Origin of the sequence: Iningainema tapete BLCC-T55 (assembly GCF_014698965.1) — a bacterium.
GTDB classification, from domain to species: Bacteria; Cyanobacteriota; Cyanobacteriia; order Cyanobacteriales; family Nostocaceae; genus Iningainema; species Iningainema tapete.
In genome coordinates this window covers 62,606-86,668 of sequence record NZ_JACXAE010000050.1, presented here as the reverse complement: position 1 = coordinate 86,668, position 24,063 = coordinate 62,606, and the positions used below count along the sequence as shown (strand labels likewise).

General features: G+C 40.8%; 20 protein-coding genes and 2 pseudogenes. 8 read left to right on the top strand and 14 right to left on the bottom strand.

Translation table 11 applies throughout. From position 1 onward, the window contains the following. Positions 1-949: 949 nt before the first annotated feature. Together aspS and ICL16_RS14545 are read right to left on the bottom strand one after the other, a co-directional pair. Positions 950-2,737: an aspartate--tRNA ligase gene (gene aspS, locus ICL16_RS14550; protein WP_190828794.1), complete on the bottom strand. Its 1,788-nt coding sequence runs from the start codon at positions 2,735-2,737 to the stop codon at positions 950-952. Between the two features lie 155 nt (positions 2,738-2,892). Continuing rightward, positions 2,893-3,297, bottom strand: coding sequence for a hypothetical protein (locus tag ICL16_RS14545; protein ID WP_190828792.1), 405 nt, complete (start codon positions 3,295-3,297; stop codon positions 2,893-2,895). 407 nt (positions 3,298-3,704) lie between these two features. On the opposite strand from ICL16_RS14545, the gene ICL16_RS14540 reads away from it, so the two are divergent. The 5 genes from ICL16_RS14540 (at position 3,705) to ICL16_RS14520 (ending at position 8,968) form a co-directional block, all read left to right on the top strand. Beyond that, a complete protein-coding gene (locus ICL16_RS14540; protein ID WP_190828790.1) occupies positions 3,705-4,562 on the top strand; it encodes a hypothetical protein in 858 nt (285 codons plus the stop codon). A gap of 100 nt (positions 4,563-4,662) precedes the next feature. Then, positions 4,663-6,003, top strand: coding sequence for an AAA-associated domain-containing protein (locus ICL16_RS14535; RefSeq protein WP_190828788.1), 1,341 nt, complete (start codon positions 4,663-4,665; stop codon positions 6,001-6,003). Between the two features lie 13 nt (positions 6,004-6,016). After that, a complete protein-coding gene (locus ICL16_RS14530) occupies positions 6,017-7,756 on the top strand; it encodes an ABC transporter permease (protein WP_190828786.1) in 1,740 nt (579 codons plus the stop codon). Between the two features lie 213 nt (positions 7,757-7,969). Next, entirely contained in the window at positions 7,970-8,161 is a 192-nt protein-coding gene (locus ICL16_RS44855; protein ID WP_202895555.1) for a hypothetical protein, read from the top strand. Between the two features lie 99 nt (positions 8,162-8,260). Then, positions 8,261-8,968 carry a helicase-related protein gene (locus tag ICL16_RS14520; protein ID WP_190828784.1) on the top strand — a complete coding sequence of 236 codons (708 nt, stop codon included), beginning with the start codon at positions 8,261-8,263 and terminating at the stop codon, positions 8,966-8,968. On the opposite strand, the gene ICL16_RS14515 is transcribed toward ICL16_RS14520, so the two are convergent. Both ICL16_RS14515 and ICL16_RS14510 read right to left on the bottom strand, forming a co-directional pair. Further along, positions 8,881-10,023, bottom strand: a complete 1,143-nt coding sequence (locus tag ICL16_RS14515) for an RRXRR domain-containing protein (protein WP_190828781.1) — start codon at positions 10,021-10,023, stop codon at positions 8,881-8,883. The genes ICL16_RS14520 and ICL16_RS14515 overlap by 88 nt on opposite strands. 186 nt (positions 10,024-10,209) lie before the next feature. Beyond that, positions 10,210-10,380: a type II toxin-antitoxin system Phd/YefM family antitoxin gene (locus ICL16_RS14510; protein WP_190828779.1), complete on the bottom strand. Its 171-nt coding sequence runs from the start codon at positions 10,378-10,380 to the stop codon at positions 10,210-10,212. 110 nt (positions 10,381-10,490) lie between these two features. Here ICL16_RS14510 and ICL16_RS14505 point away from each other — a divergent pair, with 110 nt between their 5' ends. Beyond that, positions 10,491-10,676, top strand: coding sequence for a hypothetical protein (locus ICL16_RS14505; RefSeq protein WP_190828777.1), 186 nt, complete (start codon positions 10,491-10,493; stop codon positions 10,674-10,676). Between the two features lie 109 nt (positions 10,677-10,785). Here the strand turns inward: ICL16_RS14505 and ICL16_RS14500 are convergent, their stop codons facing one another. Then, the gene (locus ICL16_RS14500; RefSeq protein ID WP_190828775.1) at positions 10,786-10,977 is read right to left on the bottom strand and encodes a hypothetical protein; all 192 of its coding nucleotides are present in this window, start codon (positions 10,975-10,977) and stop codon (positions 10,786-10,788) included. A gap of 117 nt (positions 10,978-11,094) precedes the next feature. On the opposite strand from ICL16_RS14500, the gene ICL16_RS14495 reads away from it, so the two are divergent. Together ICL16_RS14495 and ICL16_RS14490 are read left to right on the top strand one after the other, a co-directional pair. After that, on the top strand, positions 11,095-12,099 hold the full coding sequence (locus ICL16_RS14495; RefSeq protein WP_190828915.1) for a zinc-dependent alcohol dehydrogenase family protein: 1,005 nt from the start codon (positions 11,095-11,097) through the stop codon (positions 12,097-12,099). A gap of 136 nt (positions 12,100-12,235) precedes the next feature. Beyond that, positions 12,236-14,368: a pentapeptide repeat-containing protein gene (locus ICL16_RS14490; RefSeq protein ID WP_337907008.1), complete on the top strand. Its 2,133-nt coding sequence runs from the start codon at positions 12,236-12,238 to the stop codon at positions 14,366-14,368. Between the two features lie 66 nt (positions 14,369-14,434). On the opposite strand, the gene ICL16_RS14485 is transcribed toward ICL16_RS14490, so the two are convergent. The 9 genes and pseudogenes from ICL16_RS14485 to ICL16_RS14445 all read right to left on the bottom strand — a co-directional run bounded on the left by ICL16_RS14485 (position 14,435) and on the right by ICL16_RS14445 (position 24,058). Beyond that, positions 14,435-16,642: a GumC family protein gene (locus tag ICL16_RS14485; RefSeq protein ID WP_190828770.1), complete on the bottom strand. Its 2,208-nt coding sequence runs from the start codon at positions 16,640-16,642 to the stop codon at positions 14,435-14,437. Between the two features lie 89 nt (positions 16,643-16,731). Beyond that, entirely contained in the window at positions 16,732-17,886 is a 1,155-nt protein-coding gene (locus tag ICL16_RS14480) for a DegT/DnrJ/EryC1/StrS family aminotransferase (protein ID WP_190828768.1), read from the bottom strand. A gap of 1 nt (position 17,887) precedes the next feature. Then, positions 17,888-18,646 (bottom strand): class I SAM-dependent methyltransferase, encoded by a 759-nt coding sequence (locus ICL16_RS14475; protein ID WP_190828767.1) that lies wholly within the window; start codon positions 18,644-18,646, stop codon positions 17,888-17,890. Positions 18,647-18,683: 37 nt separating this feature from the next. Continuing rightward, positions 18,684-19,757 carry a GNAT family N-acetyltransferase gene (locus ICL16_RS14470; RefSeq protein WP_190828765.1) on the bottom strand — a complete coding sequence of 358 codons (1,074 nt, stop codon included), beginning with the start codon at positions 19,755-19,757 and terminating at the stop codon, positions 18,684-18,686. A gap of 79 nt (positions 19,758-19,836) precedes the next feature. After that, positions 19,837-20,022: pseudogene (locus tag ICL16_RS14465) on the bottom strand (ISKra4 family transposase); the annotation flags it as partial. Between the two features lie 111 nt (positions 20,023-20,133). Next, positions 20,134-20,673, bottom strand: a pseudogene (locus ICL16_RS14460) (sugar transferase); the annotation flags it as partial. A gap of 51 nt (positions 20,674-20,724) precedes the next feature. Then, on the bottom strand, positions 20,725-21,888 hold the full coding sequence (locus ICL16_RS14455; RefSeq protein WP_190828763.1) for a glycosyltransferase family 4 protein: 1,164 nt from the start codon (positions 21,886-21,888) through the stop codon (positions 20,725-20,727). Between the two features lie 27 nt (positions 21,889-21,915). Beyond that, positions 21,916-22,872 (bottom strand): NAD-dependent epimerase/dehydratase family protein, encoded by a 957-nt coding sequence (locus ICL16_RS14450; RefSeq protein WP_190828761.1) that lies wholly within the window; start codon positions 22,870-22,872, stop codon positions 21,916-21,918. A 40-nt stretch (positions 22,873-22,912) separates the two neighbouring features. Next, positions 22,913-24,058: a glycosyltransferase family 4 protein gene (locus tag ICL16_RS14445; protein WP_190828760.1), complete on the bottom strand. Its 1,146-nt coding sequence runs from the start codon at positions 24,056-24,058 to the stop codon at positions 22,913-22,915. Positions 24,059-24,063 lie beyond the last annotated feature (5 nt).

Below are 24,063 nucleotides of genomic sequence, written 5' to 3'. Positions count from 1 at the left end.
CAGTTTTGGTCAAATGATTGGTTGTGATGTGATTTTTAAAATTGGAATCACAGCAAAAGCTGTCAGTTAACTCCACAAAACTATATTAGCGACAATATCAAGCATTAGTTGTTTTTCTTGGGAACTTTACACTTATGTAGGAACACAATCTCTATCATGAACAACAATACTTCTTTAGCTTGATTTTGTATCTCTTTCACGTTTGTGGTCATAACTAAGCTCTCTACTTGTAGTTTTTATGAAAACTAACAGAAATACTTTCCCTCCCTGAAACTTATCCTCTTTTTGTAGGATATACCGAAAAGCTTATCATAGATTCTTAAATTTGTATGTATTTGTTTGTGTAATTATATAGTTATCTTTACTTCACTTACGCTTATATTTCTGGGTAATACCTTCTTATTATCTATGTAATCATAAGTAGATAAGCAATCTAATTTGGTAAAATAACATTATAAGTGCTTGATAAATACATAATTTATATGTATAAACAAATATACTTATTTTTCAAGTACGTAATTTAATAAAACAATTACCTGTTAAGAATTTAAGCATACATGTATAAAAAAACAAAGTAATATAATATATACCATTTCATTAAATGGTGTATATTATATTACTTTAAATCCGTAACAAATTAATAACTTAATACTACTCAGATTTTGTCTTCATATTTACTTTAAACAAATCTGTTGTCTTGATACTATCTTTAAAAAAAAGGCTTTGATCCCTGTACTATAAGCTTTATAATTAATTACACGTGTAACAATATTTATAAAGTAAAAAAATAAATCTAATGGTAGTTGACAGCAGTCAAAGAATTCAATTTTGGCAACTGTCAAAAGATTAAAAAATTGATTTTAAAAAACGATTTAATTTTAGTAGGGACATAACATTGTTCTGCCCCTACCGTGAGTGTGTTACACATGAAACGCGAAATTTTGCGTCTCTACAACTTTGGCTTATATGTAGATGCAACGTGTAGCTCTTTGAGCTGCTTGTCATCTACCTTGGAAGGTGCATCTGTTAACAAGCAACGGGCTTGCTGTGTCTTGGGAAAAGCAATCACATCTCTAATTGACTCTTCCCCAGCCAACAACATCACCAATCGATCTAAACCGTAAGCTAGCCCACCGTGGGGAGGAACACCGTACTCAAACGCCTCCAGCAGAAATCCAAACTTCTTATAAGCTTCCTCAACAGAGATGCCAATTGTCTCAAACACTTGTCGTTGTAATTCTGGTTGATAAATCCGTAGGCTACCACTAACAATCTCAAACCCGTTGTAAACTAAATCATAAGCTTGCGCTCTGGCAGTTTTGAGGTCATTAATGTCATCTGGGTGGGGAGCAGTAAATGGGTGATGGAGTGCATCTAACCGATGTTCAGTAGCATTCCACTCAAACATGGGGAATTCTGTAATCCACAGCAAGTTAACTTTCTCTGCATCAATTAACCCCAATTCTTTGCCGATCGCCTGCCTCAATCTATCTAAAGTCTTATTGACAGTTGTTGCATCCGCTGCTCCAAATAACAACAAATGACCGGGTTTTGCACCTGTACGGCTGAGAATCTCCTGTTTTTGTGCTTCACTCAAGTTATCTTTAATCGCCCCAATGGTATCAATTTCACCATCATCTCTAACTCTGATATAAGCTAAACCCTTAGCGCCACCTTCGCTTGCCTCTTTAAACAAGTCACCACCGGGTTTAATTCTCACATTAGAAATGAGATCATTACCATTGGGGATCGGGAGAATTTTGACGATCCCACCACTAGCAATCGCTTCTCGAAAGACTTTAAAACCACAGTCTTTCACAACATCTGAAACATTAACTAGCTCCAAACCAAATCGCGTATCTGGTTTATCACTCCCATAACGCTCCATCGCGTACTCGTAGGTGAGACGAGGAAAAGGAAGGTTTAACTCAATTCCCTTAACTGTTTTAAAAATGTGATAAACTAACCGTTCACTCAGTGCAAAAATTTCCTCTTGAGACATGAAGCTCATTTCCATGTCCAACTGAGTAAACTCCGGTTGTCTGTCAGCACGTAAATCTTCATCGCGGAAGCAACGAGCGATTTGATAGTACCTGTCAAAACCTGACACCATCAACAACTGTTTAAATATCTGAGGTGATTGTGGTAGGGCAAACCACTCACTAGGGTTAACGCGACTGGGAAGAATGTAATCCCGCGCTCCTTCAGGAGTCGAACGAGTAAGAACAGGAGTTTCAATTTCCATGAACCCTTCCACATCTTCCAAGTAGCGGCGGATAGCTTTAACAACTTGATGACGTAATTGTAAATTACGTGCCATGCGATCGCGTCGTAAATCCAAATAACGATACTTCAACCGCAAGTCTTCTCTGACTGTCTCATGATCAAAAGTAGATACCTGAAACGGTAGCTGTTTATTAACAGCGTTGAGTATTTCAATTTTATCGGCGTAAATTTCCACAAACCCGCTAGGGATGCGAGCATTGAGAGATTCTTCCGGGCGCTGCGTTACCCTGCCAATGATTTCCACAACGTATTCATTCCGCAGAGTGTTTGCTTGGGTGTAGGAATCTGGAGTACGCTGGGGATCGCTGACAACTTGAACAATGCCAGAGCGATCGCGTAAATCTAAAAATATCACGCCTCCGTGGTCACGGCGACGGTCTACCCATCCATATAATGTGACAGTTTCTCCAATGTGTTCTTTTCGGAGTTCGCCGCAATAGTAAGTTCGCATAGGTACTAATTCTAGTTGATGCTAGAGACTGCTCTTAAATCTCTCCCATTATCTAGCATCAACTGTTAATATAGTAATTCCGTTTTAAGAAAACAATAAATCCAAACCCGCCCGTAGAGACGTTCCGCCGGAACGTCTCTAGATTTCAACAAAAATTAAGAATTGGGACGAGGAGCGGTGAATGCATCCCAAGCCGCTTTAGCTGCATCTTGAAAGCGATCGCCTAATTGTGATACTTCTTTAACTAGTAGATACCAGTTGCGCTCTGCTTCCTCTTGGATATTTAACCATGAACGTTCCAAGCGATCGCGCTCTATTATTTTATCGCCTTCAATCGCTTCCCGTGCTCGACGTACCGCATTTAAATAAGTTTCCAAAGTCAACGTACCTGCCGATTCTGCCTCCGATTGGGCGCGTCTTCTAATTGCTTCAATCAGCGCCTTGGTTTCTTGCTTCACCTCATCAGTTTCGCCAGCCATTTCCCTTTCCACTACTTCATTAGTTTGTGGGCTGACTTGAACGACTACCAAGTTTTCGCCATTACCTGCATCGTATGTCATAGATAACTCTCCTTACCTAATGAGTGTTTTTCTTCTAACTCTTGCCTTTTTACCTTTTGATTCTGTGATAAATAGATTTATAATTTGATTTTATCTACCTTACCAAAGATTCATCTTGTAGAAATAACGCTCCTCTTAAGTACGGTTTTCCCACTTAACTCATCATTTACTTACCGCCAGAGGGTGCAACGTTCTTGAGCATCTTCTCAGTTAGTCTTGCTTCATAAAACTGACCAAAAATTATTATTTATTTGATAAAAAAAAGTCAAATAATGCTGTATTCTTAATTATACACTCTAAATATAACTTAGCTTATAATCATCTTTCCATAAAGGCAAGTAAAAAATTTTGACAAGTCAGTTGTAATGTCACCGCTAGATAAGTAGTAATTTTTGGGGAAGAAATTAATGGCGCAGAAAGCCGATAAAATCAGGGTGTTGCCAAGGATTAACAGAATTTTGCAAGAACTTGTTGAATTTATCATCGGTCCTTGGTTATATAGAAAAAACACCAAACCACTGCAAGAAAAAGTCTACCAACTTGAACAGTATATGTATAAAGATATACTGAAAGTTGAAAAACGTTTGGAGTTAATGATTGGACAATTGCAACAACAGCTTGAGCAATTTAAAGAGGAAACAAAAACTCAAATAGAAAATATCAAATCTAATCTGCCCAACCAAGAGGAAGACATTCAAAAGACAGTTAATATCAGTCAAATCCTCAAACCTACAGTTGAAGTTTTGCAGCGCGAACTAGAAGATAAACAACAGGGTATACATGAGCATAGCGCTACAGAGATTCAATCAAGACTGCAACAAACGCTCAGACAATTAGAGAGTTTAACTTCATCACTTCCACAACTAGAATTACAAAGAATAGCATCCTTAGAAGCCGGAAAGTGGTTATTGGCTCATCGGGCAGAATTAGCGCAGATGTTATCTGTGAGCTTATTGAATCCCTATGATACCCACACAGAAGAATTTAACCGTAACATCCGTCAATATTTAAAGTTGCTGGGACATTGCTTAGAAAATGGTATAGAGCCGAAATTATTGTATCAACAAGTAGTTACCCACCAACATCCACCAGTAGAAATATATTTGCAAGCATTTGATTTAATTACGAAACAAGTCAGCGATTGGGAATCACAAGAGCGAGTGTCGCCTCAAGCAGCTATTGAGTTAAGGAAATGTTTTAACTATGTGAGCGATTACTTGACGGAAGAAAGGCAAAGAGCACACAGCAGAAGGCAGATGGTTTAGGAAAAAAGGCAGCTATGCAAATCCTCTATACCCAAATACCCTTTCCCTGATAAGATAACATCTGCATAGGAGTGTATTTATCAGTATAGAGGGACTAGCCGTGGCGCTCAAAACAGCAACTGAACACCTTATTGCCCTACAAGGTGTCAGTAAATCTTATCGGCAGCCCAATGGTCAGCAAATCGTCATCATAGAAAATATTAACCTGGAATTACGTTCAGGGGAAATAGTGGCTTTGCTAGGTCCTTCGGGTTCGGGAAAATCTACCTTAATGAGGATGATTGCTGGATTAATTCCACCAACTGAAGGTCAAATTCTTTATCATAACCAACCGATGGTAGGACTTAATCCTGGAGTAGCGATCGTTTTCCAAAGTTTTGCCCTTTATCCTTGGTTGACTGTACTGGAGAATGTGGAACTAGGTTTAAAGGCGAAGGGAGAACCCTCAGATTCCCGCCGACAAAAAGCGACACGGATGATTGATATTATCGGTTTGGACGGGTTTGAAAATGCTTATCCTAAAGAACTTTCTGGTGGAATGCGTCAACGGGTGGGATTTGCTAGAGCTTTAGCGGTGGAACCAGAATTATTATGTATGGATGAGCCTTTTTCTGCTTTGGATGTGCTGACGGCAGAAAACTTGCGCTTTGAGTTGTTGGATTTGTGGTTAGACAGGCGTATACCTACGCAAGCTGTATTAATAGTTACCCACGGGATTGAGGAGGCGGTAATTCTGGCAGATAGAATTATTGTTTTGGGGCGCAACCCAGGGAGAATACGTTCTGACTTCGCTGTGACTTTACCTCATTATCGCGATCGCAAGCACCCCAGTTTCCAAGCCATAGTAGATCAAGTTTACAAAATTATCACCAATCCTGACCTAGAGCAAATTGAAGCACCACCCACAGTTTCTACCCAACAACCAGCACCAGAACCAAAATATCAAGCTTTACCACAAGTCCGCATCGGCTCAATGGCTGGGCTTGTCGAACTATTGGAAGATCGTCCCAAGACAGATTTATATCGTTTAGGGCAAGAATTACAACTTGAGGTAGATGACATTTTACCTATTGTTGAAGCAGCGAAATTAATGAATTTTGTAGAGGTTGCTGAAGGTGACATCAGCCTCACTCCACTTGGACAAGAGTTTATCGCAGGAGGAATCGATCAGCGTAAACAAATTATGCGCACACAACTACTCGAACGTCTTCGCATAGTCCAACAAATTTATCGCCTCCTACAAGCAAAACGCAATCAACGTGTTCCTGAAGAATTAGTTTTAGATATTCTCGAACATCACTTTAGTCCTGAAGAAGCCCAACGACAATTAAAAACCGCCATTGATTGGGGACGTTATGCCGAAATATACAGCTACGACGAACCAGCAGGACAAATTTTCCTAGAACAACCTGTTACCAGTGAACCCGTAGCTGTTAGTTAGAAAAATAATTATTATGACTCGCCCTCTTACTCCAGCAAATCAAACTATTGGTCGTGTAAATTGGACTTGGCAAGATGGATTGTTGATTCTTGCTATCATCAGCTTGATTGTGGCAATTGTCAGAACAGCAGCTACTTTCCGTGGCAATTTTGACCCTAATTTTGTCATTTCTACTGAACTAAGTGCTTTACCTGGGTATACGGCTCAAACTTTGGTACGTATAGGTTTGGCGTATTTTTTATCTTTGGGGTTTACTTTAGTTTATGCCTACACGGCTTACCGATCGCGCATTGCCGCCCTCATTTTGATTCCTCTATTAGATATCCTACAATCAATTCCAGTGTTATCGTTTTTACCTGGTGTTGTGCTGGCGCTGATTGCTTTATTTCCCGGACAACGTATTGGCATAGAAATAGCCGCAATTTTACTGATATTTACTGGTATGACATGGAACATGACATTTAGTTTCTACCAGTCTTTGGGTAGCATTCCCGCAGAATTGCTGGAAGCAGCAAGAGTGTATCGGCTGAATTTATGGCAAAGGTTTTGGACTTTGGAATTACCCGCAGGTGTGATTGGTTTGGTATGGAATAGTGTGATGTCAGTAGCTGGGGGTTGGTTTTTTTTAATTGCGATTGAGTCGTTTACTTTGGAGGGTAAAGATTTTCGCTTACCAGGGTTGGGATCTTTTTTAGGAGCAGCAGCTAGTCGAGGAGATTATCATGCAATTTTTTGGGGCTTGGTGGTACTGATAGGGGTAATTATAATTATTGATTATTTGGTGTGGCGACCACTGATCGCTTGGGCAGAAAAATTTAAGTTTCAGATGGTTGATGCGCAAAATACACCACAATCATCAGTGTTGGATATATTAAGGCGATCCCCAACTTTACGTATCATAAGCGATCGCGCATTCAAGCCCATCCAAAATGCCCTCGACTACGGATTAATTCGGGCGTTTCCCGTGCGCACCTTACCAGTCAACGCCCAAAGAAACATTCACCTGCCAAGTTTATTTAATTGGGTGTTTGTCAGTGGCTTTGCTTTTATTGTTTTGTGGGGAACTTGGGAAGCAGTCTTGCTGCTACGAGTTTTAAATTGGGCTGATTGGCAAACAGTATTATTTGGGGCTGTGTTCACAGCTTTGCGAGTAACGATTGCTTTGGTATTATCTTTATTATGGACAGTACCAGTAGGAGTGGCGATCGGTCGTAATCCCCGCTTAGCGCAAGTATTACAACCCATAGTACAAATTGCCGCTTCCGTACCCGCTACAGCCTTGTTTCCCATACTATTACTAGCTTTAACCCGCATCGCTGGTGGCTTAGAAATTGGTTCCGTTGCTTTGATGATGCTGGGGACAATGTGGTATCTACTATTTAATGTCATAGCTGGGGCGCAGTCAATTCCCTCAGACTTACTCGAAGCCGCTTGGGTTTATAAATTATCACGTTGGCAAAGGTGGCAGACTTTAATTTTACCAGCAATTTTCCCCTACCTAATTACAGGCATTATCACTGCTGTAGGTGGAGCTTGGAATGCTAGCATCGTCAGCGAGTACGTCACCTTTCAAGGGCAAGTGATTGCTACAGATGGATTAGGAGCGACAATTTCTCAAGCTACAGCTAAAGGTAATTTATCGTTACTTCTAGCAGCAACAGGGGTAATGTCTTTGCTAGTAGTGACTACCAATCGTCTGGTTTGGCGTCCCCTTTACCGCTTAGCTCAAGAAAAATATCAACTTTTGCTTTAGCACAATATAGAGTTGTAAAGATAACCCGAGCAAAAGCGATCGCTCACAACACAATTGCGATCGCCCAAAGCTTGCTGTTAACGCTTATTTTTGATAGCAATCTGGAATTTGCCCTCACTCTTTTTACGTACTATTACGGTGGTAAATAGGTATTTAAAAGATATTTGATTGACAATAGCACTATTTACTACCCAAAGGGAAAGCATCTCAATCATGGCTCGACTTGAGGATTTGAAGCGCGGCGTTAAAGTTAAAGGTATCCTGCCAAGCAGCATCGTCACATTAGTAGATGTAGAAAAATATGGTTCAGATGCTGTAAGTGTCATTTATACAGTAGTGGCACAGGAAGTCGCAGTCATATTCAATCAGCTAACACTGGCAATGTTTTTACCAAGATGCCTTTAGTGATTGCTAGGGTGGACAAGTTAAAAAGGAACAAATCATCTCAGGATAAAAAACTCCAAGAAGATTTGAAACAAATTGACTGGGACTTAATCATCTGTGATGAGGCTCACAAGATGTCTGCCTCATTCTCAGGGGGGGTTGAGTAAACTGATCGGTTCTCAAGCCATAGTAACGATTTACGGTAGTATGCGATTAGAGGAGCGTCAGCGAATACAGAATGCGTTTAATCAACATCCCAATGTGATAGTTTTAGTGGCTACTGATGCTGCTAGTGAGGGTATTAACCTACAGCAATCATGTCATTTGATGGTTAACTATGATTTGCCTTGGAATCCCAATCGCCTAGAACAGCGTTTTGGTCGTATTCACCGGATTGGACAAACAGAGGTTTGTCATCTCTGGAACTTGGTAGCTGACGATACACGAGAGGGAGAGGTTTACAAAACACTGCTGGAAAAACTAGAAACTGCACGAGATGCTCTGGGCGGTAAGGTTTTTGATGTTTTAGGTGAAGCTATTAATGGTGAGAAACTGCGGCAATTGTTAATTGATGCCATCCGCTATGGCGATCGACAAGATGTGCGAGAACGATCATACCAAGCTGCGGCTCGGCTTGATATAGAGAGTTTGCGGAAATTATTAGAAGAAAATGCACTGATGTCTCATTCTATGGACCTTTCCAAAATACGTCAAATTCGGACAGCGCCCATGATTCACAACTACAAGATGGCTACACATAGACGTGAACTACGTTTGAGCAACTTAACTTTGGACGGACTAAATTGTCCTAGCCTGTGCCAGTTGTGATCGTACACAGAGACTTTATTGGTTTTCTCAGTTTGAGTGTAACCACCAATCCAACCTATATAAGTCTTTCCAGCTTTTTCTGCTTTAACTAAGTCACCAGAACGAAAACCAAATGGTGTTACCGTTCCGCCTTTGCGTTTTCTGTTATTTGGAGTGCAAAGCTCGCTCCCACGAAACTTCTGTCCGGCAGACTTTGCATCCTTTACTGGATTCTCAAAATGTAGTTGACGACGAAACAAGTTAGGACGAGAAATAACACAAAATAGGGAATTGGTAATGGTGACTTCTCCTACCCAAAGGTGTCCATGACTGTTGGCAGTATGGAATTTCTCAAACTGCATAAAATTACTTGCTGCCAATGCAATCCCATCATGAGCATGAGTCTCTGGGGTTTGTTTTTCTTTGTTTTTCTTGTCTTTAGCTAATCCTAATTGCTGCCTTAAGATTGAGGTTTGCCAACCTTCTTGGGTATTGGTTGGAGCAAGTGAAGAAATCCATTCTATCATCACTTTTTGTCCCACCATAACAGGACTAAACCCTTTATCCCCCTTAGCTTTGACATATTCATAAGTAATTTGTGAGACGGGGAATAACTTTACTAATTCCTTAGTTACTCGTAGTTCCAACTCTTTGTTAGCGCGAATACTTGGTGGCAATTTGTTCTGTTTACGGTTGTTGAAACGCTTTTGATGGTGCGCTCTTTGCTCGAATGGTACTTTACGGTTAATGCGTCTACCTCGTCTAGCCCTACGTAAAATACGTCGGACTGACATTTTTTTAGTAATTTCAGGAAAAGGCAGAATTAGGTGTGCCATAAACAATGTAAACTTTGCGGATTGCACCGCAGCGCCAGTAAATTTCTTGCCAGGGTCTAAGCCTAAAGCAATTGGTTGTATATCCGTTCCCGATGGCTCTACTAATAGTTGAATGCAAAAAACATTCAGGTCGTTATGTGCAATTTTGGCTTTACCCTCCTTGAGCCAACGTCTAGCACGACTGCTTTTTGTTGGCATAAGTGGCTTGCCGTCTGGTGATAATACGGGTACTCGTTGCATGGTGATAAACCTCCGAGTAAAAGTAATAAGTCCCTTAGCCCACCGCTACCAAGATGTCCCTTCTTCAGGCGCTATTAATCAGATAGCTTGCAGATAATCCGAACTAGGAGAAACATTCGGAAGTGCGTACCAGGTAATGGCTTAAGGGCTAGTCATCTCTTACGTTGCAAGCTGTTTCTTCCAAGCCTACACCATACCGCCGCTATCGGTTGGTGTAGGTAGTTGACATTGCTCGAAGCTAAGCGCCGCCATCACAGGTTTGCCATGCTTAGTAATAATTACTGGCTCATCCTTCAACTCATCCGGCAAATCTAGCAGTTGTCGTCGTGCTTCCGTAATTGTTAAGTACTTTGGCATATAAAAAGTATACATTTAAGTGTACACTATTATAACCTTTTCCCCTGTTGTCACTAGACGTGAGAATGACAATACTGTAGACTTGGGACTTGGAGGGTTTTCGCGCACGTATGCAACGGCGTACTCACAGCAGCTTGAGGAATGGGGAGTCCCAAAATTACTTGACACAGGAGCAAGTTAGAGCAGGCACAGGGGTAGTTAGAACTTATGATGACTGGCAAACCCTTTTCAAGAGTTCTGAAGTAGGTGGAGTCTTGGGTGTTGACGATTTGTTTGCAGAGACTGAAAAAGAATAAGGGATTACCAAGAAATAAATTATCCAATTTGTGGGGTGGGCATCCTTGCCCGCCCCTATATAAAAGCAGGCAGGGATGCCTGCCTCCACAAGAATAATTGTCTATTTTTTTATTTTGAATAATTATTCTCCAAACTTTTAGCTAAGTCGTTGCGAAGTGCTTCTAAAAACATACAATCATTGCCTAGAGCAGAAGTATCATCTTCATTTATATCTTCTCTATTAAGGCGTTCTTCGTATGTCTTAATTAAATTATCAATTGCTTCGATGATAAATTGAATGTCTTTAAATGATAGTTTCATTGGCAGTTATCCAACATATATATAAATGATTTAACTCTAATTAATTTTATAGAATAATTCTCCTACCTGTCTTAGTGCAGCTTTATAATCATTTATTGGCATAATAATGTGTATATGATGAAAGCAGTATTAATGACAGCAGCCGGAAGTCCCGAAGTTTTGCAAGTGCAGGACGTACCAAAACCTGATTCTCTCGAACCAACTGAACTTCTGGTAAAATTGAGAGCAGCCGGTATTAACCCAATTGACACCAAACTACGTAAACGCGGCACTTTCTACCCCGAACAAATGCCTGCTATTCTGGGTTGTGATGGTGCAGGTGTGGTTGAGGCAGTAGGCGATCGCGTCCAGCAATTTCGCGTAGGCGATGAAGTATACTTTTGTAATGGTGGTTTAGGCGCACACCAAGGCAATTATGCTGAATACACGACTGTAGATGAGCGGTTTGTTTCCCGCAAAGGTGCTTCAGTATCCTTTAACGATACAGCAGCAGCACCCTTAGTACTCATCACTGCTTGGGAGGCTTTGTATGAAAGGGGACGACTAGAACCTGGAGAACGAGTATTAATTCATGCAGGTGCTGGCGGTGTGGGGCATGTAGCGATTCAATTAGCTAAACTTAAAGGTGCTGAAGTCTGTACAACGGTAAGTTCTCAAGAAAAAGCTAATTTTGTCAAACAACTAGGTGCTGACCACGTAATTTTTTACAAACAAACAGACTTCGTGCAAGAAGTATTAAACTGGACGAATGGCGAAGGTGTAGACTTGGCTTTTGATACCGTGGGCGGAGAGATTTTGCATAAAACTTTTCCGGCAGTAAGGGTATATGGCGATGTAGTGACGATTTTGGAACCAGACGCCAATACAATTTGGAAAGTAGCGCGACAACGCAATCTCCGCATTGGCTTAGAATTAATGCTCACACCGATGTTACTGGGAATGGTGGAAGCACAACAACACCACGCAGAAATTTTAGAACAATGTGCGAGATGGATGGATGCGGGCAAGTTGAAAATTCACGTTAGTCAAACTTTTCCTTTAGAAGATGCAAAAGAGGCGCACAAGTTACTTGAAACTGGATCTACGATGGGTAAGATTGTTCTGCTGATGGGTGATGATTGATTTACACCTCGTTACCAGGCTGAGCCTGGTAACGAAAACTAGGAGGCAGAGCCTCCAGTTGTTCAAGTTGAGGCAGAGCCTCTGGAAGTGCATTACCAGGCAGGAGCCTGGTAACGAGATAGTCTCGCTAATTTGTATATGTACGCTGTTTATTTTAATACTACCTCTACCAGCGTGGGGCGCACCTGCACAACCAGAGCGCACTATCTTGACTTTAGAACTATTGCAAGAGAGAATACATACACCTACAATCCGTGAAGGTAACTTGACAGTAGATTTGCGGGAGATGGTGATTGATTTGCGACCAGAAAATGCCAGCTTCCGCGATGCTTTCTACCAAATTCTACGTAAAGAACTGCAAAAAGCTGGTTCAAAACCTTTAGGGTTAGACTTGAGCTATTCTCTCATTCAAGGAGATTTTATTGGTAGTGATTTGGGTTTGAGAACACCCCTATACGCGCAAGCCATTGCTCCCATTTTCACCCCAAGCGAACAAGAACAACTAGAACGCTTGCGTATAGTTTGTTTACAGTCACTTGCCGTAACGATACCTAGTTCCAAAGACTGTAAATCACTTTTGGCAACAACTGCAGCTAGTGAAATCAGTGTTTTCCGTGGTTCGTTAACATTAGTGCAAACGCGCTTCGATGGTAATGTAGAGTTTCCCAATACATTTTTTCTCCAGCCTGTAGATGCTCAAGGTGCTATTTTTGACCAATCAGTCAACTGGAGTGAAACAAGATTTAGTCGTACAGCTAGCTTTGCAGGTACTACTTTTCACCAAAAAAGTAAGTTTTATGGTAGCGTTTTCTTTGATAAGGCGAATTTTAAACAAACGCAATTTCAAGACAGCGTTTATTTTCAAGAAAGTACCTTTGAGAACATTGCTAATTTTAACGAGGCAAATTTTCAGGAGTTGGCTAAATTCAATCTTGTGCAGTGGCAAGGAAATGCTGATTTTTCCCAGGTGCGCTTCCATCAAGCACAGTTTACTAAATCCATTTTCTATCAGATATTACTCCTGAGCGAAGCTACGTTTGAGCAAGCTGTCAGTTTCCGAGAAGCACAATTTAATCAACCAGTGAATCTGCAAGGTGCAAGTATTCTCAACCAAGCAGATTTTAGCGATACTGATTTTGCCGAGGAAGCTTATTTAAATGTATCTGGTTTAGCTTTTAACTCCAACCAAGCCAAAATTTTAGGTAATCCCGGAGAAATTGGCAAAATGCTGGCTGTATCTTCTTTGCAAGGTAATCAAAACGTCTTGCGTAATTTAGGGCAAAATTTCCGTCAGTTGCAACAAATTGCTGATGCTAATCACTTGGAATACACAAAGCAACGGTTGCGGCTAGAAGAGTTAAGCCGTCGTCTAGTTGGTACGAATATCAATAGTGCTTCTCCATCTCAACTGAGAAATTTAGGTTTTTCCCCAACTCAAGCAAAAGCTATTATTCAGCGCCGTCAAATCAAACCGTTTCGCAATCAAAGTGAGTTACTTACTTTAGCAGATATCGATTTAGAAACTTATCACAAAATAGACTCCCGTGTAGTAGTTGGTGTCTCACCAACTGGGTGGTTATTAAACTCATTGAGTTGGTTGGCGTTGAGTCTACTGCTGCTACTTTCTGGGTATGGTACGAATTTTTGGTTGGTGTTTGGAGTAGGGGGAGTAGCGATCGCCTACTTCGGCTTATTATTTTGGTTAGTTGATCGAATGCGCCGCCTGCGTCCAGTAGCAATTATTCCCACCACTAACGAAACAATCTGGATCCTAACTAGCTTTACTAGTTTATCATTTTTTAGCATCTTTGCCATCTTTCACACAGCAGAAAAACCGTGGCTCACACTCTTATGTCTTTTCATTGTCATCATCCCCATCCCAACATTTCTATTGTTCCGACTGTACCAACAAGGTAGATATCATGACTTAATGGACGTATCCTACTTTACAGAAGATGGTACAATGCGGCAGTTACGCTTACTAATTGGACGCTTACCAGTCATCCCCAGATATGATACATTCCGCGATCGATACCTGCCCCTATTATGGCATCGCGATTGGAACTGGCTCAACTACTACGACTTTAGCCTTAACAACCTGCTGCGATTAGGCTTTAACGACATTCGCCTGCGCGACGAACACCTCCCTGGTATCATCACCATATTAGCATGGTATCAATGGACACTTGGACTACTTTACCTCACCCTACTTCTGTGGACACTCTCCCGCACAATTCCCGGATTGAACTTGTTAATCTATTTAAAGTAGTTAGTAATTTGAGCATTGAGTTTTGTTACCTTAATCCAAAACTCCTGACTCCTGACTCCTGGTTAGTCAATTTACCATCCCATCTCTACGATTGTATTCTGGCGATTCATCCGTAGTATCTTTTTCTTGAGGATAGTATTCCTTGGCAAAGTAGTAGTAGCTATGGCGCTCATTATTGGGAATAACTCCATTCACCACTTGTCCTAGCACATTCTGACCAGATTTTTCCAAAAGCTCTTTGGCAAAAGCGGCATTTACAGAATCAACAACCCCTGGTCGAACTACCAACAAAACACCGTCAGCCATTTGACCGATAGTAGCAGCATCAGCGGCAACTGTCAACGATGGAGCGTCAATGATTACGAAGTCGTAGTTGGCAGCAAAACTTTCTATTAAATTAGCCATTCGTTTTGAATCGAGGAGGGATGCTGGGTTAGGTGGCACTACTCCAGAAGTGAGGACAGACAAATTATCCGTAACTTTTTTGGTAGCTGTTTTGATTTCAGCTTGAGCGACAATCACATTGCTTAAACCTTCACTATTATGCAGTTCCCAGATTTTATGCTGTACTGGACGATGTAAATCTCCATCTACCAGTAAAACTTTACGCTCCATCTGAGCCATTGCCAAAGCTAAATTAGCAGCTACTGTTGACTTACCTTCTTTAGGTACAGAACTAGTGACAACAATAACTTTTAGCTCTTTATCGGCACTCAAAAACTTTAAATTTGCCCGTAGCATCCGGTAAGCTTCACTAATTGGGGAGCGAGGAGTATCCCTAACAACAAGCCTAGCGCTAAATAATTCTGGCTCTTCACTGCCACGACTAGATTTTTTCGACTTGTTAAATGTGGGAATTACCCCCAATAAAGTCAATCCTAGTAATTCCTTCGCCGCATCAACAGTCCTGATTGATTTATCTCTTGCTTCTAAAACATAGATAGTTGCCAAAGCAGCCAATATACCTAGTATACCTGCACTTACGTAGGAAACCGTAGGAGAAGAAATCGGTTTGTCAGGAACTTCGGCTTTGGATACCAAGCTAGCGTTACCTAAGTTCTGACTTTCTGCTATTCGGCTCTCTTCTAGCTTTTGGAGCAGAAGTGAATAAGTAGTTTGGGCTGCTTGTACTCGGCGTTCTAACTGGCGCTGTTGCTGTTCCAATCTGGGCAGAATATTTAGCCGTTGTTTGTAGGTAGCTTGGACGTTGGATAAAATGGTGGCTTGACTAGCTAAACCCTGACGGGTTGATTCTAATTTAATCAGATCTGCGGTGAGTTGTTGTTGCAGCGCTCCAATTTGCAGATTACCATTTAGTTGTGGTTGATTTGATCGCACAACTTGTTTGATTCGCTGTTGTAGTATCCCTTTTAAAGCTTGTAATTTGTTTTCTAAATTAATAATTTCCGGATGGGTATCGAGCAAAACAGTGCGTTTACCTGCAAGTTGCGACTCTAGCTGCTGAACTTCTTTGAGTAAATCTTGCACTCCACCAGACTGGCTGAGCGAAGTATTAGTAACCGCCTGCTGGGAGTTCATATTTAATTGCTTGCGGATTTCAAGAGACTGTGAATTGACATCGGCAATTTTAGATTGAGTTTGGTTAATTTGCTCTTGCAAATCTGCCATCACGTTCACTGCCTTAGTTGTTTCTTCTTGCAAGGAAACAACTTTGTTCTTTTCTTTAAACTCCGCTAGTTGTGCTTCTGCTCTGCGAACCACTAATTCAGCATTTGGCAGCTGTTTTTCGATAAACTTACGGGCAGCCGCCGCTTGGGAGCGGTGGTAAGATATGTTGTGTTCTAAATAAACAGCAATTAGGGTATCAACAACCTGTGCGGCTGTTTTAGGGTTTGTGTCTGTGTAGGAAATTTTCAGAACGTCTGTTTTTTGAATGTCATTTACAGTCAACCGTTCCAGAAATTTCTTTGGTTTTAGAAGTGTTTCATTTTTGTCTTTTAAGTTGAGTGTTTCTATGGTTTTTTGCACAACAGGCAAAGAACGTATAACTTCTGCCTCTGTGTTGAGAGGATTAGTTTTGTCTTGCACTAGTGGCTCTAGCTTACCTATTTCTGTTCCTACTCCTGTGAGGGAACTCGTCGTATTTATTCTTTTAAACAGTAGTTTTCCTTCTGCTATATAAGAAGGCTTTTTCAAAGATGAAGCTGTTAGTGAAATCAGGAAAACTGGCAAAAATATTCCAAAAGCAGGCAGCCAACGGCGCTTCATAACTTGCCAGTATTTATCAAAGACAAAAGATTCACGTGATTCCATAAATCACTTAAAATTGTTGAGTATATATAGATGCTATTATAGTAGACTATTAAATTTTGCCAGCAGATGAAAGAACACAAGTAAATTTACTAAACCATCAGGGGAGTGTAAGTTTTTCCAGTTTTATTGTGGGAAGAGATCGCACCAATAACTCGCTCTAAGTCTGAGGTTGTAAGATTAGATCCAGAAGGCAAACAAAGCCCGCGTGCAAATAAGTCTTCAGCAACTGCACCGCCAATACATTCACATTCAGCAAACACAGGCTGTAAATGCAATGGCTTCCACACTGGACGAGTTTCAATTTGCTGTTCGTTTAGTGCTACGCGGATTTTTTCTCGATCTGCACCAAAAGCCTCAGGATCTATTGTTAGACATGTAAGCCAGCGAGTAGCTTGTCCAAAACTAGCTTCTGGCATAAATTCTATTCCTGGCATTGCCAAGGCAGAGGCGTAAATCTCAAAATTGCGTCTTCTCGCGGCTACTCGGTCACTCAGAACGCGCAATTGACCGCGCCCAATACCAGCTAAAACGTTGCTCAGGCGGTAGTTGTAGCCAATTTCACTGTGTTGGTAATGGGGAGCGGGATCGCGTGCTTGGGTTGCTAAAAAACGGGCTTTGGTTACTAGTTCTGAGTCTTGGGAAACTAACATCCCACCGCCAGAGGTGGTGATGATTTTATTACCATTGAATGAGTAAATGCCGATGTGTCCGAATGTTCCTGGGGAACGCCCTTTGTAGGTAGCTCCTAAAGATTCGGCAGCATCTTCAATTAAGGGAATATTATATTGATTGCACGCTGACAATATGGGGTCGATATCCGCACTTTGACCATACAAATGTACAAGCACAACGGCTTTGGGCAATTTGCCCATGCGGGCGCGATGTTCGAGCGCTTCCCGCAACAAGTCGGGATTCATGTTCCAAGTAGTGCGATCGCTATCAATAAATACTGGCTTTGCCCCTAAATAAGTAATTGGGTTAGCGGTGGCAACAAAAGTCAGGGTAGAACAAAAAACTTCATCTCCCGACTCGACACCTATTAATTGTAAAGCCAAATGCAGAGCCGCTGTGCCAGAACTCAAAGCTGCTGCATGACTAGCGCCAGTAACTTCACCGAATTCTTGCTCGAAAGCATCTACATGGGGCCCAACGGGGGCAATCCAGTTAGTGTCAAAGGCTTCCAATACGAACTCTAGTTCGCGATCGCCCATATGAGGTGTTGAGAGGAGAATTCGTTTGCTCATTTCATTTTTTACAAATAAAGTACAACATTCCTTGAATTGGTTCAAGCCTGACAGTTTCCCAAGACGGAAGTATTTTTCTTTGACTAAGCTGAAAATCTGAGCCAACCCCAACTATCTCAAAATTTGCTGCTTTTAAACTTTGGTATGCTTCTTCTAGTTTATACCAATACATATACGGTTGTTTATCAGTCAGGGCATTAAAATTCAATTTTCCGCCTAGTTTTAGTCTAGGAATGTATTGAAGTGACCAGGGAGAATTACCAAGCTGTCTCAAAATTCGTATATATATTAAGTATGGCAGATAAGCTGGCTTTCTCGCCCTATAATCAAAATTTAAAAATGAAAATAGTGCAGTACCTCCTTTTCTTAAAGTGCGATAAGCTTCCTTAAAAGCACTTAATCTGCCTAAGTCATCCTCAATACAACAAATGATTTGCTGGAGATAAACTAGTTGATCAAAAAAACCATCATCGTAGTTTAATGCCGTGGCATCCTCTACAGCAAAAGAAATGCTATTTGTCGAATCTCTCTGTTTAGCTTGTTCAACAAATTCTGGTACATAATCAAAGCCGTAAAGGGATGTAAACCCTAATTTTTGCATTTCTAATACTATTCTGCCTCCTGCTGTCCCAGCCTCTACCGTTTTACCACGCCGATCTAAATAAGTTTCGATCAGAAATTTTTCCTGTTCTGATAAAGTTTCTTTATGTGCCCAGTAATCAAAATCTACAGTGCGATAAGCTTCCTTATTATTAACCATCAGTATAAACTCCTAAATTATTTGACGTTGTTCTCCCTTATTTAAGAGAACGATAGGCTGGAAAAAATTTGGCATCAAGTAAAACTTCTGGCTGAGTTTTTAAAGATTTTGCCCGTAATTCTACTAAAGAATGATATTTTTCTTTGTCTGTGATCAGGCGCATTGTTAAGTAAGGATGCCTCTGTTTAGAAAAGCCTGCTTTGAAATGATATAGACTATCTTTAGCAGAGCCAACACCACCACCTAAATGCAAAACTTTGTTCCCACGTTCTTTAGCCCACAATCTAACGTAATCAAACATTAACTTGCTGGGAGCTTGTTTCAAAAACTCATTTTTTGTTCCGCCCAGGTGGTATTGAACAATTTCACAGCATTCTGTAAAGATTCCGGCACAGGCAATTTGAGCGTCTAACTCTACAATACACAAGTGAATTTTTTCATTCAGATTTGCTAGAATTGTGAAATATTCACGCTCAAAATAAAAATATTGTTTCGCGTCTACGCGATCCATTGTTTGATTATATATCAAAATGAATTCATCTATATACTCCTTAAATGGTACGATTTTTGCTGTAAATCCAGCACGTTTACAACGATTGATATGATTGCGATGTTCTGAGCGAGTTTGATGCCACATTTCTGTTTCAGAAAGCATTAAATCGATAGATACAGTTTCTCCGCTGACTTCACACAATTGAGAAGATAAAACTTCATGAAAGCCGTGGTTAAGTATGGGATGCAGTCGTAAGAATGCTGAACAGACATTTCTCGCTTGCAATAAATTGATTAACTGCGCGATCGCCGACTTTAAAAACTCAGGTGTACTAGCCGCTGCGTCATTCAATAAAATTCCCGGATATCCATTAGGAGATACCACATCAAAAACTTCTTGGTTTGCTATACCTTCATCAAATAAGTTATCACAAGAACGCAACAAGTAAGGTAAACAAAATAATTTATCATCCTCAAATATTAAAATAGCTTCGGGAATGGCAGTGGTTTTTCTTGCTTCTACATCTAAATACTCTGGTAAATGATAAATATCATGACGTAACTCTTGCAAAATATTTATCCACACACTATCTGACAAACTAATTACCTGACTATTCATAACATTATCCATTTCCTAATATTTCAGCGCAGAAAATCTTTTTTGCTCTGTACCAGCCATATTGATCCTAATGTACATCACCTGTTTTAGTTCTTGTTTGATACAAAAGGGCGATTTGGGGACTAACGTATTCTAAAATCTGAGTCCGCACGGTTTTTTCAATGCTTTCTGTGTCCTTCAGTTCACTCTTGTTTGTCTGTTCATATAGCAAGGTAGCTAGTTCTTGCAAGCAGATTTGTAGACGCTCTTGTTTTTCCGGAGTCATAGCGTAGGGCTTCAGTATTTCTCTACCGCCAAGAATTGGTATTCCTTGACCTTTAAATTCTTCGGCTGTAGCGTAACCTTCTTGATTGATTCCTTCTTGTTGCAATACTTTGAACAGCGTAAGGAAAAGAATTTTCAAGTCTTGCCATAAACTCCAATTATCGACATACCAGACATCTAGTTTGAATTTTTCTTCCCAACTTAGGGCATTGCGACCTTTCACCTGAGTCAAACCCGTGATTCCGGGTATAACATTATGGCGGCGTGCTTGTTCAGGAGTGTAGCGATCAAGATACCTTACCAATAAGGGACGCGGACCAACAAAACTCATGTCACCTTTGAGGACGTTCCAAAGTTGAGGAAGTTCGTCAAGACTAGTTTTACGAAGGAATTTACCAAAGGAAGTTAGGCGTTTTTCATCACTAAGAAGATTACCTTCGGCATCCCGTTCATTTGTCATTGTTCGGAACTTGTAGAAGTTGAAAATTCGAGCGTCTTTACCGGGACGGGGTTGGGTGAAAACAATCGGGAAACCCATGCGTTTGTAAATAGCGATCGCCACAACCAAGAACACAGGAGAAAGAACAATTAAGGCGATGGTAGACACGACTTTATCTGCAATTATTTTAATCAGCTTCTGCAATCTGTTCATATCCTTTCAAGTAAACGTGTGTAATTTTTGAGACTATTTTTGCCAAAAATTTTATGAGAACGAAATCCCCAGTTCTTGATAAAAATCCTCTAGTCTTTGGAATACGAAGCGTTCATCATATTCAGCTTCAACGCGCTGACGCCCTGCTTCTCCATAACTTTGTCTTAATGCAGGGTTAACTAGAAGTGTTCGCAAAGCAGAAGCTAACTTTTCACTGTTTTTCGGCGGTATAATTACGCCTGTTTTTCCATGCACTACTGCTTCTCGACAACCTCTAATATCTGTGGCAACAACTGGTAAGCTCATTGACATGGCTTCGAGAATAGAGCGCGGTAATCCTTCATGAGTAAAGGTAGGTAGGGTAAAGATGTCCAAAAGACCTAAAAGCTCTGGTATGTCTTGACGTTCGCCTGTAAGAGTAACGTGTTTCTCAATTCCCAGAGTGTGAATTCTTTCGATCAGTTCTGTTTGGAAAGGTTCCGGATCGCTACTAAGTTGACTACCAATTAATAGAACATGCAAATTAGGAAAGTGAGGAAGTAGCTGGGCGGCGGCTTCAATTAGGTATCCACTGCCTTTTTTACGGGTTAAACGTCCAATAGTGCCAATTATTAAGTTAGCAGTTTCAGGGATACCTAAGGATTTGCGTAATTCTTGTTGAGTAGTGGAATTAAGGCGCGAGCGCTGAAAACGATCAATATCTATACCGTTGCCAAGGTAACGTAGTTTGTCTGGGGGACAAAGACCAAATTTTTCAGCAGTGGCGATATCTTCATGATTTTGGCTCAGAATCAAATCAGTGATTAAAGCAGTAAGTTTTTCCACTGTAAAGTAGAAAAGATATTGGCTGGGAGATGATAAATCGTGAAACGGAAAACCGTGAGAAGTATAAACAATTCGTTTAACTTGAGCGAGTTTAGCAGCTATGCGTCCTAAGACAGCAGCAATTGGAGTATGGACATGAACGAGATCGTATTGATGCTCTCGGATAATTTTTGTGAGCTGATAGATGGTTTGTAAATTAGAATTTACAGAAATCTTCCGCTCAATCTTAACTGGATGTACTTTGACGCCATTTTTTTGTAGCTCTGCTAATTCCGATGCCGGAGAACAAGCTATTCCTACTGTTAATTGGCGGGACAACAAGTATTTAAGCTGAGGTTGTAAAAGGATTGTGGCAGTGGGCGCAATTGCACAAATATGTAAAATTTTCATGCTGATACCTATTTATATTTATTCAAATCATTTGGATGCATACAACTCCTTAACCCAGTACCACTCTTGAATTAAACCCTCCCTCAGGGAAACTTGCGGTTGATAAGCGAGTATCTTCCGCGCTTTAGAGACATCTGCCGCAGTGTGACGGGCGTCTCCCATCGCCTTTTCAATCTGATTGATTTTCACGGTACGCCCAACAATTTCTGCAAGTGTGTCTAAAACTTGTGTTAAAACCACCCTGCTACCGCCGCCGATATTGAAGATTTCGCCCACAGCTTCAGGTATGGTGGCGGCTGCTAAATTAGCAGCGACAGCATCACTGACAAATGTAAAGTCTCGTGTTTGGGAACCATCGCCATAGATAGGAATCGCCTCCCCCAGCAAAACCGCTTGAAAAAACTTATGAAATGCCATATCGGGGCGCTGTCTGGGACCATAAACTGTGAAATAACGCAAGGCTACAATCGGTACGCCAAAGTTTTGATGATATAGTCCACACAATTGCTCGGCTGCTAGCTTGGTAATACCATAAGGCGAAACGGGCCGGGGACATATTTCCTCAGATGTGGGCAGGGTTTCGGCATCACCATATACACTAGAGCTAGAAGCGAATACCAACCTTTTCAGGTGTTTTGCATCTTTTGCCGCTTCCAGCAATACTTGTGTAGCATTAATATTGCGTTCAGTGTAAACGCGGAAACTTTGACCCCAACTCGCCCTTACGCCTGCTTGTGCTGCTTGATGGTAAACTACGTCAACATCAGTTAGGAGTGTCTGCCAGTCTAAAAACTGAATGTCTCCCTCTACTAGTTGAAAGTTAGGATGGTTTTGCAAGTGCGCAATATTTTTACGCTTTAATACCGGGGAGTAGTAATCATTGAATTCATCAATGCCAATGACTTCTTCACCTTGTTGCAACAATGCTTCTACAAGATTAGAACCAATAAACCCGGCAGATCCGGTAACGATACTTTTAGCCATAAATTCAGAATTTTGTTGATTTTTTGTAAGCTTTTGTCTTTTAGTTGAATTTTTTAGTTAACACACTTTCATACAATTTTTCATATTGAGTAACAACAGTTTCTAAAGAAAAGGATTCAATAATTCTGGCGCGTGCTGCTTTTCCTAAAGCTTCCTTACTTTCTGCATCTAGAAGAATCAACTCTTGCCAAGCTTTAGCTAAAGCCTCGGAGTTTTGTGGAGGTATGACTCGCCCTGTATTGCCGACAATCCAAGCTGAATCACCGATATCTGTAACCACACAAGGCACACCACAAGACATTGCTTCTCCTATAACTAAAGGAAATGCTTCACCAAAGGCAGAGGAGGAGGTAGCAATATCGAGAGCAGCAGTGAGACGAGGCATATCTTTACGCTCTCCTAGTAGGTGGATGTTATTCACAATTCCCAACTCTTTGATTAACTGCTGCAAACCAGGATTTTCTTGATTAACATCTGTGCCAGCTAGAACAAAGTGTACATTGGGAAAGTTCTTTAATAACAGTGCAGCTGCTCTAAGAAAATTAGCATGATCCTTCATTGGATGATAACGACATATCAAACCAATCAGAAAAGATTCATTGGACAAACCTAGTTCTGAGCGAAGGTTTAATCTAGCTTCAAGCGATGGTTTAAATAACGATGTGTCAAACCCATTAGGAATTATACAACTATTTTTACAACAATAGTTAATGGCTTCATGCTGAATTTTACTATTGTGAGATACATAAATAATTTTCTCTGCCCACTTAGAAATACTGGCGGAAAAGTTAATAATCATTGCGGTCATTTTCTTTTCAGATTGTAAGGAATTAATTGAATGATGAATTCCCCATAAAACAGGTATTTTATGGAAAGAAAAAATACTTACTAATAGTGCCGCAAGATTGCCATGATACATCCATCCTTGAATGAGATCGGGTTTAAGGTGATGCACTATGTGGAGTAACCGCCAAAGGGCAGCGGGTGTAGGTGGTAATCCTGGTTTCATGCCGATGGTATAAACAGGTATGCCTAAGGCGGCAATGCGATCGCTCAACGTACCACCATCCATTAAAGAAAGCACAACCGGACTGAACCGCTCTCGATTCATCTTAGATAGGAGATGATAAAGCATCATTTCAGCGCCACCAGTGTAAAGTCCAGTTGTAAAATAAGCGTTTTTCATGTGTT

Coding starts and splice junctions, on each gene's coding strand:
- aspS (WP_190828794.1), bottom strand. CDS start 2,737: ATGCGAACTTACTATTGCGGCGAACTCCGAAAAGAACACATTGGAGAA.
- ICL16_RS14545 (WP_190828792.1), bottom strand. CDS start 3,297: ATGACATACGATGCAGGTAATGGCGAAAACTTGGTAGTCGTTCAAGTC.
- ICL16_RS14540 (WP_190828790.1), top strand. CDS start 3,705: ATGGCGCAGAAAGCCGATAAAATCAGGGTGTTGCCAAGGATTAACAGA.
- ICL16_RS14530 (WP_190828786.1), top strand. CDS start 6,017: ATGACTCGCCCTCTTACTCCAGCAAATCAAACTATTGGTCGTGTAAAT.
- ICL16_RS44855 (WP_202895555.1), top strand. CDS start 7,970: ATGGCTCGACTTGAGGATTTGAAGCGCGGCGTTAAAGTTAAAGGTATC.
- ICL16_RS14520 (WP_190828784.1), top strand. CDS start 8,261: ATGAGGCTCACAAGATGTCTGCCTCATTCTCAGGGGGGGTTGAGTAAA.
- ICL16_RS14515 (WP_190828781.1), bottom strand. CDS start 10,023: ATGCAACGAGTACCCGTATTATCACCAGACGGCAAGCCACTTATGCCA.
- ICL16_RS14510 (WP_190828779.1), bottom strand. CDS start 10,380: ATGCCAAAGTACTTAACAATTACGGAAGCACGACGACAACTGCTAGAT.
- ICL16_RS14505 (WP_190828777.1), top strand. CDS start 10,491: ATGCAACGGCGTACTCACAGCAGCTTGAGGAATGGGGAGTCCCAAAAT.
- ICL16_RS14500 (WP_190828775.1), bottom strand. CDS start 10,977: ATGAAACTATCATTTAAAGACATTCAATTTATCATCGAAGCAATTGAT.
- ICL16_RS14495 (WP_190828915.1), top strand. CDS start 11,095: ATGAAAGCAGTATTAATGACAGCAGCCGGAAGTCCCGAAGTTTTGCAA.
- ICL16_RS14485 (WP_190828770.1), bottom strand. CDS start 16,642: ATGGAATCACGTGAATCTTTTGTCTTTGATAAATACTGGCAAGTTATG.
- ICL16_RS14480 (WP_190828768.1), bottom strand. CDS start 17,886: ATGAGCAAACGAATTCTCCTCTCAACACCTCATATGGGCGATCGCGAA.
- ICL16_RS14475 (WP_190828767.1), bottom strand. CDS start 18,646: ATGGTTAATAATAAGGAAGCTTATCGCACTGTAGATTTTGATTACTGG.
- ICL16_RS14470 (WP_190828765.1), bottom strand. CDS start 19,757: ATGAATAGTCAGGTAATTAGTTTGTCAGATAGTGTGTGGATAAATATT.
- ICL16_RS14455 (WP_190828763.1), bottom strand. CDS start 21,888: ATGAAAATTTTACATATTTGTGCAATTGCGCCCACTGCCACAATCCTT.
- ICL16_RS14450 (WP_190828761.1), bottom strand. CDS start 22,872: ATGGCTAAAAGTATCGTTACCGGATCTGCCGGGTTTATTGGTTCTAAT.
- ICL16_RS14445 (WP_190828760.1), bottom strand. CDS start 24,058: ATGAAAAACGCTTATTTTACAACTGGACTTTACACTGGTGGCGCTGAA.